This window comes from Azonexus caeni (genome assembly GCF_048146105.1).
In the GTDB taxonomy this organism is placed as follows: Bacteria; Pseudomonadota; Gammaproteobacteria; order Burkholderiales; family Rhodocyclaceae; genus Azonexus; species Azonexus aromaticus_B.
This window is the reverse complement of sequence record NZ_JBKJAD010000001.1, coordinates 490,134-505,749: the sequence shown is the minus strand read 5'-3', so window position 1 is coordinate 505,749 and position 15,616 is coordinate 490,134. Positions and strand designations below refer to the sequence as shown.

Here is a 15,616-nt window from a genome sequence, read left to right as displayed (position 1 = left end):
TGCCCTTAGGCCAGAAACTCGCCGTCCACGTAGTACCAGCGCCCGTCCTCGCGGACGAAACGGGAGAGTTCGTGCAGCCGGTGGCCGCGCCCGGCGATGCGGTAGCGGGCGACGAAGTCGACCGTCGCGTGCGTCTCGTCCTGAAGTTGGTGAGCGCGTACTTCCAGGCCCAGCCATTTGCTGTCGTCGGCTGCGAGGTCGAGTTCGCTCGGCCGCGTCGAGGCGTGCCAGGTCGCCAGCAGGTAGTCTTCGAGCTTGAGGACGTAGGCGGCGTAGCGCGAGCGCATCAGCGCTTCGGCGCTTGGCGCCGGCTTGTCGCCGGCGTGCAGCGGCCCGCAGCAGGCGGCGTAAGGCTTGCCGCTGCCGCAGGGACAGGCGTCGCCGGGCTTCAGGCTTCCCACGGCGGGGTGTCGCCGGTGGCTGGTGCCGCAGCCGGCGCTTCGGCTTCGACCTGTTCGCCGCCCAGGGCTTCGACCAGTTGCGGCAGGAAGCGCACCAGTTCGCCGGTCATCAGCGCGAAATCGGCGTCGAACTGCTCGTCGGCATGCTCGGCGCTCTTCTCGGCTTCTTCCTTGAGGATGTCGAGGAAGGCCAGCCGCTTGATCTCCAGCTTCTCGGTGAGAACGAAGGAGATGCGCTCGTCCCAGGTCAGCGCCAGGCGCGTCGGCAGCTTGCCGGCGGCGAGGTGCGACTTGATCTCGGCACCGACTTCGTCGCCTAGCGGATGGCGGACGTAGCGCACGGCGGCCTTTTCCTCGGCGACCGATTTCAGTTCGCAGTCGCGGTCGACGGTGAAGCCTGCCGGCGCTTCGCCACCGGCCAGCCAGTCGGCCATCGCCGATTGCGGCGAAAGTTGCGTGTGCAGCGCCTTCAGCGGGAATTCGTCAAGGCAGTGACGCAGGTGTTCGATGACTTCCTCGGCCTTGGCCGGGCTGCCGGCGTCGACGACGAACCAGCCGTTCTGCGGGTCGATCCAGACGAAGGTCGAGCGCTTGCGGGTGAAGGCGCGCGGCATCAGCTCCTCGGTGACGCGCTCCTTGATTTCCTTCATCTGCTTGCGGCCGGGCGGGTAGCCCTGCTGATCGGCGATCTGCTCGGCGCGTTCCTGCGCCGTTTCATTGACCACTGACGACGGCAGCAGGCGCTGCTCGACAGCCAGCGCGATCAGCCACTGGCGGTTGTTGGCGTAGATCAGCGCGCCGTCCTTGCGCGGCGACACCCAGCCACGGGACATCGGCTGGTTGGACGGGCAGCGGGTGAATTCACCGCGCGCCAGTTGCTCGTCGAGCTTGGCCAGGTCGATCGCCCACGGCGTCGGCAGGCGGTAGATCTGCAGGTTCTTGAACCACATGTCAGCGTTTCCTGAATACGAGATCCCAGACACCGTGGCCCAGACGCAGGCCGCGGTTCTCGAATTTGGTCAGCGGCCGGTAATCCGGACGCGGGGCGAAGCCGGCCAGACCGGCGGCGGAATCGGCGTCGAGCGCCATGGCCAGCGCCTCGGGCGCGGGATTGGCGACGCTGTTGTCCAGGCTGGGCTCACGGCCGAGCACGTCGAGCATCTGCAGCGCGTAGTTTTCCCAGTCGGTGGCGCAGTGGATGTAGCCGCCCGGCTTCAGGCGCGAGGCGAGCAGCGCGACGAAGGGCGGCTGGATCAGCCGGCGCTTCTTGTGCCGCGTCTTGTGCCAGGGATCGGGGAAGAAGATGTGGATGCCGTCGAGCGAACCTTCAGCGAGCATGTCGCGCACCACTTCGACCGCGTCGTGGTTGCCGATGCGCAGGTTGCTCAGGTTCTTCTCGGCGATCAGCTTGCACAGCGCGCCGACACCGGGAACATGGACTTCCAGCCCGAAGTAGTCGTTTTCCGGGTGGGCCTCGGCGATGCGCGCCGTGGTCTCGCCCATGCCGCAGCCGATTTCCAGGATTTTCGGCGCCTGGCGGCCGAACACCGCCGTCAGGTCGATGTTTTCCGCCTGGTAGGGCACGCCGATCTTCGGCAGCATCGTCTCGTAGTAGCGCTGCTGCGCTTCCGACATGCGGCCGGCGCGGCGGACGAAGCTCTTGATGTGGCCATGCCCGGTACGACCGGCGGTGTATTCACCTTCGTCGCCTTCGGCGGCGGGGTGGATCAGCAGGTCGTCGCTCATGAACCGATCAGTCCGGAAGTCGGCGACGAGGGGTCGGCCGAGTAGTATTTGCGCGCCATGCGGCCGGCCAGGAAAGCCTCGCGGCCGGCTTCGATGCCCTTCTTCATGGCGCTGGCCATCAGCACCGGGTCCTTGGCGTGGGCGATGGCGGTGTTCATCAGCACGCCGTCGCAGCCGAGTTCCATGGCGATGGTGGCGTCCGAGGCGGTGCCGACGCCGGCGTCGACGATGATCGGCACCTTGGCGTTGTCGATGATCAGGCGCAGGTTCCACGGATTGACGATACCCATGCCGGAGCCGATCAGCGAGGCCAGCGGCATCACCGCGACGCAGCCGATCTCTTCGAGCATCTTGCACTGAATGGGATCATCGGCGCAGTAGACCATGACCTCGAAACCATCCTTGACCAGCGTTTCGGCGGCCTTCAGCGTTTCCGGCATGTTCGGGAAGAGGTTGGTCGGGTCGCCGAGGACTTCGAGCTTGCACAGCGGGTGGCCGTCGAGCAGCTCACGCGCCAGGCGCAGGGTGCGCACGGCATCGTCGGCCGTGTAGCAGCCGGCGGTATTGGGCAGGATGGTAAATTGTGACGGCGGCACCGCGTCGAGCAGGCTGGGCTGGCTGGCGTCCTGGCCGATGTTCACGCGGCGCACGGCGACGGTGACGATCTCGGCGCCGGAGGCGTCGATGGCGGCGCGGGTCTCGGCGAAATCCTTGTACTTGCCGGTGCCGACGAGTAAACGGGAACGGTACGCCTTGCCGGCGACGGTCAGTTGATGCATGGTTTTCTCCCTTTCAGCCGCCGCCGACGGCGACAACGATTTCGAGTTGATCGCCCGAGGCCAGCGGCGTTGCCGCGTGCTGGCTCTTCGGGACGATTTCGCCGTTTCTTTCGACAGCGATGCGCTTGCCCGCGTAGCCCAGTTGCTCGATCAGGCCAGCAACGGTCAGCGGGTCGGGAAACTGGCGGATTTCGCCATTGATCTTGAGTTCGAGCATGGCCGGCATTTTAGCAGGAGTCGCCACAGCGATTGGATTTTGCCGGCAATCGCCGGCAAACCGTCTATATTCAAATCAGATACTCAAGGAGGTGCCTGCCATGTCCATTTTCGACGCCCCGATCTCGCGCTGCGAAGCGATCCATGAAATGGTGCTGACCGACGAAACCGAACGCGAATGCGCCCGCGAACATGGTTGTCCGCCCGGTCGCGACTGCCCGCTGCACGGCTGCTTTGCCGAACGCAGCGGGATTTGCGAAGAGGCTACCGAAATCCTGCTGCAGACCTCCCGCCTGCATTGAGGAAAATCGGCGCTACCGCGCCAGGCCGCGCGGCTTGCGCGGCGCGTTGGTAAACAGGCGGTCGTAAAGCCCGTTCGGCAGGAGGCGCAGCAGCTTGGCGACGATGCCCATCGGCCAGGGAATCACCGCATACGACTTGCCGGCGGCGATGACCCGGGCGAAGCGGGCGGCTGCCCGGTCCGCCGGCATCAGGAAGGGCATGCGGTAGGGGTTGATCGCCGTCATCGGCGTTGCGATGTAGCCCGGGACGATACTGACCACCTTGATCCCCGCCGGCCGCATCTCAAGACGCAGGCTCTCCAGGTAGGCGATGGCCGCCGCCTTCGACGCCGAATAGGCTTCCGCCCCCGGCAGGCCGCGGATGCCGGCCACCGAGGCGATGCCGACCAGCCGCCGCTCGCCGCTGGCGGCACGCATGGCCGGAATGAAGGCGGCGAAGGTCGCCGCCATGCCATAGACGTTGATATCCATGACGCGCCGGAACACGGCAAGGTCCTCGGCGCATTCGCTCAGGGTGCCGACCGAGACGCCGGCGCTGGCGATGACGATGTCGGGTGTACCGAAACGCGCGCAGAAATCGCTCGCCGCTGCCGCCAGCGCCGCGGCGTCGGTGACGTCAAGGGGGTAGCAGGCGTGACCGCCACCCAGACGTTCGTTGAGCGCCGCCAACGCATCGCCGCGCCGTGCCGCCAGACCGAGGCGGGCGCCTTGGGCGGCGTAATAAACGGCAAGTGCCTCGCCGATTCCCGACGAGGCGCCCGTGATGAATACGCGTTGCGTCAATTATCCTTGAAACCTCAGTTGGACGCGACCGATGGCGCGTTTGGACTGGATGGCCGGCGCGAAGCGACGACGCGGCAGGCTCATGCCTGCAAGGAGGAGAGACAAAGCCGGGCGCCCGTCCGGACGTGCCAGCGGCAGCGTAGCGCCATCACCCAAAGGAGGCGTCGTATCGCAGGCGCGGAGGTCAGCATTCATGCGGCGACACGAGGAGAGAAAGCGGTCAACTGAGGTTTCAAGGATTACTTCTTGCCGCTTTTTTCCGCGCGCACCCGCTCGATCAGCTTGTCGGCAACCGCCAGTTGCTGCTCGAAAGCCAGCGTCCCGACCTGGAAGCGACCGTCGATGATCAGCGCCGGCACGCCTTCGATGCGATGCGCCTGCGCCATCTGGTCGCCACGCCGCACCTTGCTCTGGACGCCGAACGAGGCGAAGGCTTCGTTGAATTTCTTGGCATTCACTCCGCGCGCCGCGACCCATTCGCGGATCGTCTTCTCGTCGAAGAGATTGGTGCGCTGCTGGTGGATCGCCTTGAAAATATCGCCATCCAGGCGTTTCAGGTCGCCGCTCACTTCCAGCGCATAGAACAGGCGGGCAGCGTTACCCCAGGCGGCGCGGCCGAAACTGACCGGCACCTTGCGCAGCACGACGTCGGCCGGCAGTTTTTCCGCCCACAGGGTCAGCAGGGGATTGAAATCGCTGCAATGCGGGCAACCATAGCTGAAGAATTCGGTTACTTCGATCTTCCCCGGGTTGTCGGTCGGCTGCGCCGGGTTGAGCACCGTGTAATCACGTCCGGCGGTCTGGGCGAGCGCCGCAGCGGGCAGCGAAAGCGAGGCGCCAACGGTAAGCGCAGCAGAAACGAAGCGGCGACGATCAATGGCCATGCATGACTCCTTTACTTGGATAACTGGGCTTCAATACCGGATTTGGCAAGCTCGGCACGGACTTTGTTCAATTCATCGAGCTTGAAATAGGGGCCGATGCGCACCCGGTACAGCGTGCGTTCCTCGATCATCACCTGCTGGACAGCCGATTCGATGCCCATGAAGGCGAGCTTCGCCTTCTGGTTGTCGGCATCCTGCGCCGTGCTGAACGAGCCGGCCTGCAGGAACAGCGGCACTTTGGATTCCTTGGCAGGCTCCTTGCCGGCTTCCTTGTCCGCAGACTTTGCCGTTTCCTTTTCGGCTTCGGCAGGCGCAGCAGCACCGGCCTTGTCCGGTTCGCCCTCGGCCTTGCCGGGCAGGATGTCGTAGAACTGGAAGCGCTTTTCCTGCACCGGATCGCCCGGCTTGCCGGGCAGGGCCAGCGGCTGTTCGGGCACCGGCCGTTCCTGCTGCGGCTGCTGGACATTGCCGTTGAACGGCAGCGGCGCCTTGTTGATGTACCAGACAATACCGGCGGCAATGCAGACGCCGAGTACCAGCCCGATGAACATGCCGACCAGGGTACCGCCACCGGACTTGCGTTTGGCCGGTGGGGAACGACGGGATTTCATGTCGCGACTCATGGACGCTCCTTACATGGATTCGGGGCAACTGACGCCGAGGATGGCGAGACCGTTGCGGATCACCTGACGGACGGCGGCGGCCAGCGCGACGCGGGCGTCACGCAGAGCGGCATCGTCGACCAGCATGCGCTCGGCGTTGTACCAGCCGTGGAATTCGCCGGCCAGGTCCTTGAGGTAGAATGCGATCATGTGCGGCGCCAGGTCGCGCGCCGCGCTTTCGATGACTTCGCGGAACTGACCGAGCTGGTTGGCGATCGCCAGTTCGCGCGGGTTGGCCAGCAGCGACAGGTCGGCCTCGGCCAGGCTGGCCAGGTCGCCGCCCCACTGGTTGAGCACCGAGCAGACGCGAGCGTGGGCGTACTGGATGTAGTACACCGGGTTCTCGTTGGTCTGGCTCTTGGCCAGGTCAAGGTCGAAATCGAGGTGCTGGTCGGACTTGCGCAACGCGTAGAAGAAGCGGCAGGCGTCGTTGCCGACTTCGCCGCGCAGTTCGCGCAGGGTGACGAATTCGCCGGAGCGCGTGGACATCGAGGCCTTCTGGCCGTTGCGGTAGAGCACGGCGAACTGGACCAGCGCCACCTGCAGCTTGTCGCTGTCGAGGTCGAGTGCCTTGATCGCGCCGGTGACGCGCGGGATGTAGCCGTGGTGGTCGGCGCCCCAGATGTTGATGACCTTGTCGAAACCGCGCTCGAACTTGTTCAGGTGATAGGCGATGTCGGAGGCGAAGTAGGTATACAGACCGTTTTCGCGCTGAACGACGCGGTCCTTCTCGTCGCCGAAGGCGGTCGAGCGGAACCAGCGGGCGCCGTTCTGCAGGTAGAGGTGCCCCTTCTGTTCGAGCAATTCAACGCAGCGGGCAACCAGGCCGGTGTCGTAGAGCGCCTTTTCCGAGAACCAGACGTCGAACTCGACGCCGAATTCCTTGAGGTCGTCGCGGCAGTCCTCGAGCTGTTCGTTGAGCGCGTGCTGGTGCACGTAACGCCAGTCGCCGCCGAGCAGTTCCTTGGCGCGGGCGATCAGCGCGTCGAGATGCAGCTCGCGCTGCTGCTTGGCTTCGTCGTCGGCGCGACCGGCTTCCGGCAGGCCGGGCGTGCCGGCGAGAACGGCATCGGCGGCACGCACGTACTTGTCGCCATGGGCGTTCTTCAACTGCGTCGCCATGTCGCGCACGTAGCCGCCCTGGTAGGCGTTGGGCGGGAAGGGCACGACCACGTCGTGTTGTTCGAGGTAGCGCAGCCAGGTCGACAGGCCGAGGATGTCCATCTGCCGGCCGGCGTCATTGACGTAGTACTCGCGGGTGACGTCCCAGCCGGCGAAGGTCAGCAGACTGGACAGCGAGGCGCCATAGGCGGCGCCGCGGCCGTGGCCGACGTGCAGCGGGCCGGTCGGGTTGGCCGAAACGAATTCGACCTGCACCTTCTGCCAGCCGCCGGCGGTGGAACGGCCGAAGTTTTCCTGCTCGGCGAGCACGGCCTTGACCACGTCAGTCTTGCTTCCGGCATTGAGGCGGAAGTTGATGAAGCCGGCACCGGCCACTTCGGCGGCAGTGACCAGCGCCGACGGCGGCAGTTCCTTGACCAGTTGCAGGGCGATCTCGCGCGGGTTCTTCTTCAGCGCCTTGGCCAGCAGCATCGCCAGGTTGGTGGCGAAATCGCCGTGCGCGGGGTCGCGCGGGCGCTCCAGATTGATCGGCGTGGCGGTGGCGGTCGGGGCGACGCTGGCCAGCGCCTGTTGCAACAGGGCGGTCAGCTGGTTCTTGACATCTTGGGCCATTGAGCTTTGGCGGAAAAAAATGTAAAGGCGGGATTATACGCTGCCCGCCGCCTGCGGCAGGTCGAGGATTGCCGACCAGGCGGCCAGCTTGTCGGCGCGGGAAAGCCCGGCGTGGGCCGGACTGGTCGACGGCAGCCGGCACAGTTGCAGGCGATCGGCGGCGATTCCGGGCAGGACGTGGCGACGGAAGGCCTGCTCGGCGGCGGCGCCGTTGAAGCAGACGCGGCGGATCGCCGGATGGGCGGCGAAGAATCCGGTGAAGTCGTTGGCCCGCACGCTGCTGCCGACGATGTCGGCGTCCAGGCTACCGCGCCGCCGGCAGCCGGCGATGACGTCCCACAAGGCGATGCCGGCACCCTGCAGGGCAAGCAGGCGCGCCGCATAGGGCAGGTCGGGCGAAAAACCGAGCAGTTCGCCCATGATCGGCCAGAAGGCGTTGCGCGGGTGGGCGTAGTAGCGACCGGCCTGCAACGAGGCGACACCCGGCATGCTGCCAAGGATCAGCAGCCGGGCATCGGCCGCCGCCACCGGCGGAAAGCTGGCGACCTCGTCCAAGCCGTCCGCCTCAGGCGCCGACCACGCGATTCTTGCCGGCCCGCTTGGCGAGGTACATCGCCTTGTCGGCGCGGCACACCGCGTCGTGGCCATTCTCGCCCTCGCGCAGTTCGGCGACGCCGGCGCTGAAGGTGATCAGCACCTTCTGCCCGTCGGCGAGGAAGAAGGCCTTGGTCAGCTCGCGCTGCAGCCGGGTCATCGCCTCGATGCCCTGGGCCTGCGTCGTATCCGGCATCAGGATGACGAATTCCTCGCCGCCGTAACGGGCCAGCGTATCGCTCGGCCGCATGCAGCGCCGCGCCAGGTTGACCAGGTGGATCAGCGCCTTGTCGCCGGCTTCGTGGCCGAGCTGGTCGTTGAGGCGCTTGAAGTTGTCGATGTCGAGCATGCTCAGCGACAACGGCGTGTTGTGGCGGCGCACCGCGCCGATCTCGCGCTCGAGCGCCTCGTCCAGCCCCTTGCGGTTGAGCGCTTCGGTCAGGGGATCGTGGCGGGCCAGCAGGCTGGCGTTGTCGAGCTCGCGGTGCAGTTGCACCAGTTCGGCCTCGGTCGCCAGCACGCGCTCCTGCAGGGCGCGCAACTGCTCGCGCGAACCGGCCGTTTCCTCGGCCATCGAATGCGTCGCCGACACCACGTCGGCCAGCAAGGGCGCCAGGTCCTCGATCCGCTTGACGGCTTCAATCTGCCGCGCGCTGTTTTCGATGCGTGCCTGGAAGGCCTCGCTGCTCTGGTTGATGCTGCCAAGGCGTTCGATGAAGGCGGCCAGCATCGCGCGCATTTCCTGCTGCGCCTCGAGCGAACGAAGCCGCGCCTGCGCCTGCTTTTCCATGACGTCGCGCAGGCGCCGCTCCATTTCGTCGAGGTGACGCAGGGTCAAGGGTGGCGCCACGGCGGCGAGCAGGCCGTCGATCTGCCCCTTGAACCAGGCATCGTCAATGCCGAGATCGCCGATATTCTCGATGATCATGTGCAGCAGCTTGAGCAGCGACTCGCGGATTTCGACCTCTTCCTCGACCACGCAGGGCAGCATGTCGACGACGCGCCGCGCCGCCTGCTCGAAGCGCTTCGCCTCGCAGGGACTGACCCGTAGCACGGCAAGCATTTCGTCGGCGGCCCGGGAAAAACGCCGATCCTCCTTGCCCATGGCGGCAAACAGCGGTTCGCAGAGGCGCAGCAGGAGCAGCGTCGTTTCGTGCGGCAGGCTCGCCGCGCCACTGCTCGCCTGACCGGCGGCGATATAGCCGAGCAATGCCTCCTGCACACCCTGCCAGCTACGCCCGCTGATCGCCGAATCCAGTCGTGCCAGTTGCGCCGCCTGGGCATCGCCGTGGGCACACAAGGCACCGGCCAGTTGGCGCAACGCCGGCTCGGGGAAAGGCAGGACGTTGGGCAGGCGGGCGATTTCGAAATAACAGGCCTGGTAGTTGGCCGGGGTCGGCGCGACCCGGCGCTCCGCCAGGCGTTTCAAGGCTTCGCGGGCGATTTCGGAGGGATTGTTGCGTGCATCGGCCATGACGACATCCAGTGGGGAGAACTGCATTGCGGTTGTACTCGGCAACCGTTCGTTCACACCAAGTTTATCCGAAGCCCGCGCGCTGGCGGACGGCATTCGCCGTTTACCGCAGATGCGGACAACACAGGGCGCGCGGCGTGTTAACATGCCCGTTTGACCAATCTGGCCCGCCCCGCCGATGCGCCTTTTCCGCCTGCTCAAGATCGCTGCCGTAGCCAGCCGTTTCGGCCTTGACGAAATGGTGCTCGAGCACGAGCCGTCGGGCCGTCTCGTCCGCCTGGCCAACGCGCTGCAGTTCTGGCGCAACCTGTCGGCACCGCGCGCCGAGCGCCTGCGCCTGGCGCTGGAGACGCTGGGGCCGATCTTCGTCAAGTTCGGCCAGGTGCTATCCACCCGCCGCGACCTGATGCCGGCCGACATCGCCGATGAACTGGCCAAGCTGCAGGACCGGGTGCCGCCCTTCTCCTCGGCGCAGGCCCTGGCTGAGATCGAGAAGGCCTACGGCCGGCCGGCGAGCGAGGTTTTTGCGGAATTCGACCCGGTGCCGGTGGCCTCGGCGTCGATCGCCCAGGTGCATTTCGCCAAGTTGCACGAACGCGACGGCGGCCACGAGGTGGCGGTCAAGATCCTGCGCCCGAACATGCTGTCGGTGATCGAACACGACCTGGCGCTGATGGACAGCGGCGCCATGCTGCTGGAAAAGCTCTGGGCCGACGGCCGGCGCCTCAAGCCGCGCGAAGTCGTCGCCGAATTCGCCAAGTACCTGCGCGACGAACTCGATCTGATGCGCGAAGCGGCCAACGCCTCGCAGTTGCGGCGCAACTTCACCGATTCCAGGCTGCTGCTGGTGCCCGAGGTTTACTGGGACTTCTGCACCTCGACGGTGATGGTCATGGAGCGCATGCACGGCACGCCGATCTCGCAGACCGCGCGTCTGGTCGCCGACGGCATCGACATGAAGAAGCTGTCCGAAGCCGGCGTCGAGATCTTCTTCACCCAGGTCTTCCGCGACGGCTTCTTCCACGCCGACATGCACCCCGGCAACATCTTCGTTGCCGCCGACGGCCGTTACATCGCGCTCGACTTCGGCATCGTCGGCACGCTGACCGACACCGACAAGAACTACTTGGCGCAGAACTTCCTCGCCTTCTTCCGCCGCGACTACAAGCGCGTCGCCGAAACCCACATCGAATCCGGCTGGGCGCCGCGCGACACCCGGGTCGACGAGTTCGAGGCAGCGATCCGCGCCGTCTGCGAGCCGATCTTCGACCGGCCGCTGCGTGACATTTCCTTCGGCAAGGTGCTGCTGCGGCTGTTCCAGACCTCGCGCCGCTTCAACGTCGAGATCCAGCCACAACTGGTGATGTTGCAGAAGACCCTGCTCAACATCGAAGGCCTCGGCCGCCAGCTCGACCCAGACCTCGACCTGTGGCAGACCGCCAAGCCCTTCCTCGAACGCTGGATGAGCGAACAGATCGGCTGGCGCGGTTTGCTGAAGAGCTTCCAGCAGGAGGCGCCGCAACTGGCACGCACGCTGCCGCAACTGCCACGCCTCGTGCATCAGGCGCTGGCGGCACCGCGTCACGCCGATCCGCAGCCACAACTGGAACGCCTGATCGCCGCCCAGCGCCGGCAGAACCTGTTGCTGGCGATCATCGCCCTGCTGCTCGCCGCGCTGCTCGGCAGCCACTACCTGAGCCTGTGATGCAGAACGCCGCCGACCTCGCCGACAGCTTCACCGAGGACGACATCGTCGACTGGCTGGGCGAGGCCGAGCTTGCCAAGGGCCGTCCCTACGTGGATCTGGTGCGCGACCTGAATATCGACGACGGCGAGATGCACGCTGTGGTTCCGGGTTCGGCGCGCCAACCCTACCGCGTCGAGGCACTGATCGCCCCGGATAGCGGCAGCGGCCGGCTGATTGCTCGCTGCACCTGCCCGGTCGGCCGTAACTGCAAGCACGTTGCCGCCGTCCTGCTCAAGGCCATCGAACAGCGCAACCCGAAGGAACGGGTCAGCGGCAGCGTCCTGTCCTGGGTCGAGGATCTGCGCCGCGCTTCGATCGCCGTCGCCAAGAAGAAGGCACGCCCGGCGAGCGCCCGTCAGCAGCTCTACTACATCCTGAAATGGTCGCCTGACCGGCGCCGCTTCGGCATCGAACTGCGCAAGGGCAAGTACCCGGAAAACGCCGAGGAATGGTGGAAGGTCGACCGCGCCCTGGTCACCCCGCCGCAATTCGTTACCGAAGAGGATCTCGGCATCCTGCGCCTGATCTGGGCCGAACGCGGCCACGACAGCGGCCTGCGCGCCTACGGCCTGGGACCGAAACACGGCGCCGAAATCCTCGAACGAATGGCGGCGACGAACCGCCTGTATCCGGCTGTCGACCTCGGCCTGCCGCTGCACGGCGGCGCCGCGCGGCCGGCCAGCGTCGGCTGGCAGATCGACGGCCAAGGCCTGCAGCGCCCCTATTTCAAGTCGGAGCCGCCAACCGAGCTGGTGATCGCCATCGATCCGCCATGGTACGTAGACCTCACCGAGGGCGAGGCCGGACCGCTGACCGTCACCGGCAACCCGGCGGTGATCGGCCGACTGTTCTCGTTGCCCCCACTGTCGGCCAAGGAAGCGGCACTGGTCGCCGACGCCCTCTCCGAACTGGCGCCCGAGTTGCCGCTGCCGGCCGAGGACGCGAGCGCCCGCCTGCGCCAGATCGACAGCCCGCCGCAACCGGTGCTGCAACTGGAAACCCTGCGCACACACGGCCACCGGCCCTGGCGCAAGTATGCCTACAGCTTCGGCGGCGGCCTGTTCGATGTCGCCCACGTGCTGTTCCGCTACGGCGACGCCGACCTCAAGCCGCAGCACGACAGCGAGTTCGTCACCCTGCCGGAAGGCGAGACGGTGCGCGTCAAGCGCCGCCCCGACGAGGAAAAGAAAGCCCTGGCCTGCCTCGTCGAAAGCGGCTTGCAGAAGATTCCAGCCAACACGCTGAACACCTTCGGCAGCCCACCGGAGGGCATCTACGGCCTGGCAGAGGAAGCCGCCTGGCACGACTTCATGCAGCGCTGCGTGCCGCAGTTGCGGGAATGCGGCTGGCAGGTCGAGTTCCCTGAAGACTTCCGCCACCACGTTGTCGAAGTCGATGCCTGGGATGCGGAACTGATCGAAACCGACGATGGCTGGTTCGACCTCGACATGGGCATCCTGGTCGAAGGCGAGCGCCTGCCGCTGGCCCCGCTGCTGGCCACGCTCTTCCGCCGCGACCCGCGCTGGCTGGAGGGTATCGAACTGGCGCGCATCCCCGACGAGGAAGGCATCGAACTGCTGACCCCGGCCGGCAAGCGCCTGCGCGTCCCGGCCGGCCGCATCAAGCCGCTGGCGATGACGCTGATCGACCTCTTCGACGGCTTCGGCGGCGGTCCGACGTTGCGCCTGTCGCGCTTCGACGCGCCGCGCCTGGCCGAACTGACCGACACCAGCCGCTGGGAATTCCGCGGCCAGAACGATGTGCTGGCACTGGCCGAGCGCCTGCAGGCAGCGCAGGGCATCGTCGACATTGCTCCGCCGCAGGGCCTGCGCCTGGAACTGCGGCCTTACCAGCGGGAAGGTCTGGCCTGGCTGCAGTTCCTGCGCGAGCAGAAACTGTGCGGCATCCTCGCCGACGACATGGGCCTGGGCAAGACGGCGCAGACGCTGGCCCACCTGCTGCTGGAAAAGGAAGGCGGCCGCCTCGACCGGCCGGCGCTGGTGATCCTGCCGACATCGCTGATCTTCAACTGGAAGAGCGAGGCGGCGCGCTTCGCCCCCGACCTGCGCGTCCTCTCGCTGCACGGCCCGGAGCGCAAGCAGCGTTTTGCCGAGATCGCCGAGCACGACGTCGTCCTCACCACCTACCCGCTGCTCTGGCGCGACGCCGACGAGCTGATGCGCCACCGCTACCACCTGCTCATCCTCGACGAGGCGCAGACGGTGAAGAACGCGCAGAGCCGCAGCGCCGAAGCCGTGCGCAAGATCGACGCGCGGCACCGCCTGTGCCTGACCGGGACACCACTGGAGAACCATCTCGGCGAGCTGTGGAGCCAGTTCGATTTCCTGCTCCCCGGCTTCCTCGGCAGCAACAAGCAGTTCACCCGCCACTGGCGGACGCCGATCGAGAAGTCCGGCGACATCGACCGCCGCGACCTGCTGGCCCGCCGCATCCGCCCCTTCATCCTGCGCCGCAAGAAGGAAGATGTCGCCCAGGAGTTGCCGCCGAAGACGATCATCGTCCGCAGCGTCGAACTCGAAGGCGGCCAGCGCGACCTCTACGAGACAGTCCGTGCCGCCATGGACGCCAAGGTGCGCGACGAGATCGCCCAGCGCGGCTTCGCGCGCAGCCAGATCGTCATCCTCGACGCCCTGCTCAAGCTGCGCCAGGTCTGCTGCGATCCGCGCCTGGTTGCCGCCAATTCGGCGCGCAAGGTCAGCGAACGCGCCAAACTCGACCTGCTGATGGCGATGCTCCCCGAACTGGTCGACGAAAACCGCCACATCCTGGTCTTCTCGCAATTCACCAGCATGCTGGCGCTGATCGAGCAGGAACTGCAGGCCGCCGGCCTCGCCTACGTCAAGCTGACCGGCGAAACGGTCGACCGCGAGACGCCGATTCGCCGCTTCCAGGAAGGCGCCGTGCCGATCTTCCTGATCAGCCTGAAGGCCGGCGGCGTCGGCCTCAACCTGACCGCCGCCGATACCGTCATCCACTACGACCCGTGGTGGAACCCGGCGGTGGAAAACCAGGCCACCGACCGCGCCCACCGCCTCGGCCAGGACAAGCCGGTCTTCGTCTACAAGCTCATCGTCAGCGGCAGCATCGAGGAAAAGATCCTCGCCCTGCAGGAACGCAAGGCCGAGCTCGCCGCCGGCATCCTCTCCGAGGACCGTCAGGTCGACATCAAGTTCGGCGACGACGACCTCGCCGCCCTGTTCGAGCCGCTCCCCGGCTGAGCCGGCCACCCTGACAATCGGCCGTCTTCATGATCAAGGAGAAGCCCATGCCCCGCCTCACCCTGAGCGCCCTCCTGCTGCTTTGCGCCCCGCTCCTCGCCAGTGCCGGCGACTGGCGGGTCAACGAGGCGACGCGCGGCAATTTCGCGGATACGCGCGACGCCGTCGTCACCGCCATCGAAAACCGCGGACTGGTGATCAATGCCACCAGCCATATCGGCGACATGCTCGAACGCACCGGCAACGATCTCGGCAAATCGCAGCGCCTCTACGAGCAGGCGGAAATCCTCGAGTTCTGCTCGGCTTCGCTATCGCGGCAGATGATGGAAAGCGACCCGCACGACATCGTGAACTGCCCGTTTACGATCGCCATCTATACCCTTGCCGGAAATCCGCAGACCACCTGGGTCGGTTACCGAAAGCAGTCCGGCAAATCGGCCGCCGCCCTCGAACGGATGCTCTCCGAGATCGTAGCCGAAGCCCTGCATTGACTCAGGCCTGGCAGTCGACGCCCGCAAGCAGATTCAACAGACCGCTCAGGGCGTGCCTGACCGACTGCTCACGCACCGCGGCCCGATCCCCTGCAAAGTGCCGCGTCTGCGCCAGGCAACCGCCCTCTCGCCCGGCCCAGGCAAAGCAGACGGTACCCACCGGTTTCTCCGGCGAACCACCACCCGGCCCGGCAACGCCGGTGATCGCCAGTGCCCAGTCGGCCCTACTGTGCGCCAGCGCCCCCTGCGCCATCGCCCGCGCCACCGCCTCCGACACCGCGCCATGACGCGCCAGCGTCGCTTCGGCGACGCCCAGCATCTCGATCTTGGCGGCGTTGGAATAGGTGACGAAACCGCGCTCGAACCAGCCGGAACTGCCGGCAATCGCCGTCACCGACTGGGCGACCCAGCCACCGGTACAGGACTCGGCGCAGGCCAGCCATTCGCCGCGCTCGCTCAGGGCGGCGCCGAGTCGGCCGGCGAGCAATTCAAGTTCGTTCATGGCAAATCCCGCAGCCCAACGTACCGGCGGAAACACCGGCCGTTGCGCCACATTTGGTTACA

General features: G+C 66.4%; 16 protein-coding genes. 4 read left to right on the top strand and 12 right to left on the bottom strand.

Translation table 11 applies throughout. The features are described 5' to 3' along the window. Nucleotides 1–5: 5 nt before the first annotated feature. From ACLIIZ_RS02340 to thiS, 5 genes are read right to left on the bottom strand one after another with little or no spacing between them, the layout of a single operon-like run. Nucleotides 6–392, bottom strand: coding sequence for a YchJ family protein (locus ACLIIZ_RS02340; protein ID WP_416690693.1), 387 nt, complete (start codon nucleotides 390–392; stop codon nucleotides 6–8). Next, nucleotides 389–1,351, bottom strand: coding sequence for a recombination-associated protein RdgC (locus tag ACLIIZ_RS02335; protein ID WP_416690589.1), 963 nt, complete (start codon nucleotides 1,349–1,351; stop codon nucleotides 389–391). Before ACLIIZ_RS02335 ends, ACLIIZ_RS02340 begins: the two co-directional genes overlap by 4 nt. Before the next feature lies 1 nt (nucleotide 1,352). Then, nucleotides 1,353–2,147, bottom strand: a complete 795-nt coding sequence (trmB, locus tag ACLIIZ_RS02330) for a tRNA (guanosine(46)-N7)-methyltransferase TrmB (RefSeq protein ID WP_416690588.1) — start codon at nucleotides 2,145–2,147, stop codon at nucleotides 1,353–1,355. Beyond that, nucleotides 2,144–2,926 carry a thiazole synthase gene (locus tag ACLIIZ_RS02325; RefSeq protein ID WP_416690587.1) on the bottom strand — a complete coding sequence of 261 codons (783 nt, stop codon included), beginning with the start codon at nucleotides 2,924–2,926 and terminating at the stop codon, nucleotides 2,144–2,146. The genes trmB and ACLIIZ_RS02325 overlap by 4 nt, the downstream gene beginning before the upstream one ends. 13 nt (nucleotides 2,927–2,939) lie before the next feature. Beyond that, complete coding sequence (gene thiS, locus ACLIIZ_RS02320; RefSeq protein ID WP_416690586.1) at nucleotides 2,940–3,143, bottom strand: sulfur carrier protein ThiS; 204 nt, start codon at nucleotides 3,141–3,143, stop codon at nucleotides 2,940–2,942. Between the two features lie 100 nt (nucleotides 3,144–3,243). Here thiS and ACLIIZ_RS02315 point away from each other — a divergent pair, with 100 nt between their 5' ends. Continuing rightward, complete coding sequence (locus tag ACLIIZ_RS02315) at nucleotides 3,244–3,444, top strand: hypothetical protein (RefSeq protein ID WP_416690585.1); 201 nt, start codon at nucleotides 3,244–3,246, stop codon at nucleotides 3,442–3,444. Nucleotides 3,445–3,456: 12 nt separating this feature from the next. Here ACLIIZ_RS02315 and ACLIIZ_RS02310 read toward each other — a convergent pair whose 3' ends face one another. The 6 genes from ACLIIZ_RS02310 to ACLIIZ_RS02285 form a co-directional block, all read right to left on the bottom strand. Continuing rightward, nucleotides 3,457–4,227 (bottom strand): SDR family oxidoreductase, encoded by a 771-nt coding sequence (locus tag ACLIIZ_RS02310; RefSeq protein WP_416690584.1) that lies wholly within the window; start codon nucleotides 4,225–4,227, stop codon nucleotides 3,457–3,459. A gap of 239 nt (nucleotides 4,228–4,466) precedes the next feature. Then, complete coding sequence (locus ACLIIZ_RS02305; RefSeq protein WP_416690583.1) at nucleotides 4,467–5,111, bottom strand: thiol:disulfide interchange protein DsbA/DsbL; 645 nt, start codon at nucleotides 5,109–5,111, stop codon at nucleotides 4,467–4,469. Between the two features lie 11 nt (nucleotides 5,112–5,122). Beyond that, complete coding sequence (locus ACLIIZ_RS02300) at nucleotides 5,123–5,722, bottom strand: SPOR domain-containing protein (RefSeq protein ID WP_416690582.1); 600 nt, start codon at nucleotides 5,720–5,722, stop codon at nucleotides 5,123–5,125. 21 nt (nucleotides 5,723–5,743) lie between these two features. Continuing rightward, entirely contained in the window at nucleotides 5,744–7,507 is a 1,764-nt protein-coding gene (gene argS / locus ACLIIZ_RS02295) for an arginine--tRNA ligase (RefSeq protein WP_416690581.1), read from the bottom strand. A 33-nt stretch (nucleotides 7,508–7,540) separates the two neighbouring features. Next, nucleotides 7,541–8,062, bottom strand: a complete 522-nt coding sequence (locus tag ACLIIZ_RS02290) for a DNA-deoxyinosine glycosylase (protein ID WP_416690580.1) — start codon at nucleotides 8,060–8,062, stop codon at nucleotides 7,541–7,543. 10 nt (nucleotides 8,063–8,072) lie between these two features. Continuing rightward, nucleotides 8,073–9,602, bottom strand: a complete 1,530-nt coding sequence (locus ACLIIZ_RS02285) for a GGDEF domain-containing protein (protein WP_416690579.1) — start codon at nucleotides 9,600–9,602, stop codon at nucleotides 8,073–8,075. A 151-nt stretch (nucleotides 9,603–9,753) separates the two neighbouring features. On the opposite strand from ACLIIZ_RS02285, the gene ubiB reads away from it, so the two are divergent. The 3 genes from ubiB to ACLIIZ_RS02270 are packed head-to-tail and all read left to right on the top strand — an operon-like array spanning nucleotide 9,754 to nucleotide 15,052. Continuing rightward, nucleotides 9,754–11,280: a ubiquinone biosynthesis regulatory protein kinase UbiB gene (gene ubiB, locus ACLIIZ_RS02280; RefSeq protein WP_416690578.1), complete on the top strand. Its 1,527-nt coding sequence runs from the start codon at nucleotides 9,754–9,756 to the stop codon at nucleotides 11,278–11,280. Continuing rightward, a complete protein-coding gene (locus tag ACLIIZ_RS02275) occupies nucleotides 11,280–14,561 on the top strand; it encodes a DEAD/DEAH box helicase (protein WP_416690577.1) in 3,282 nt (1,093 codons plus the stop codon). Before ubiB ends, ACLIIZ_RS02275 begins: the two co-directional genes overlap by 1 nt. 47 nt (nucleotides 14,562–14,608) lie before the next feature. Continuing rightward, a complete protein-coding gene (locus ACLIIZ_RS02270) occupies nucleotides 14,609–15,052 on the top strand; it encodes a DUF302 domain-containing protein (protein WP_416690576.1) in 444 nt (147 codons plus the stop codon). 1 nt (nucleotide 15,053) lies between these two features. Here the strand turns inward: ACLIIZ_RS02270 and pncC are convergent, their stop codons facing one another. After that, entirely contained in the window at nucleotides 15,054–15,554 is a 501-nt protein-coding gene (gene pncC, locus ACLIIZ_RS02265) for a nicotinamide-nucleotide amidase (RefSeq protein ID WP_416690575.1), read from the bottom strand. Nucleotides 15,555–15,616: the final 62 nt, after the last annotated feature.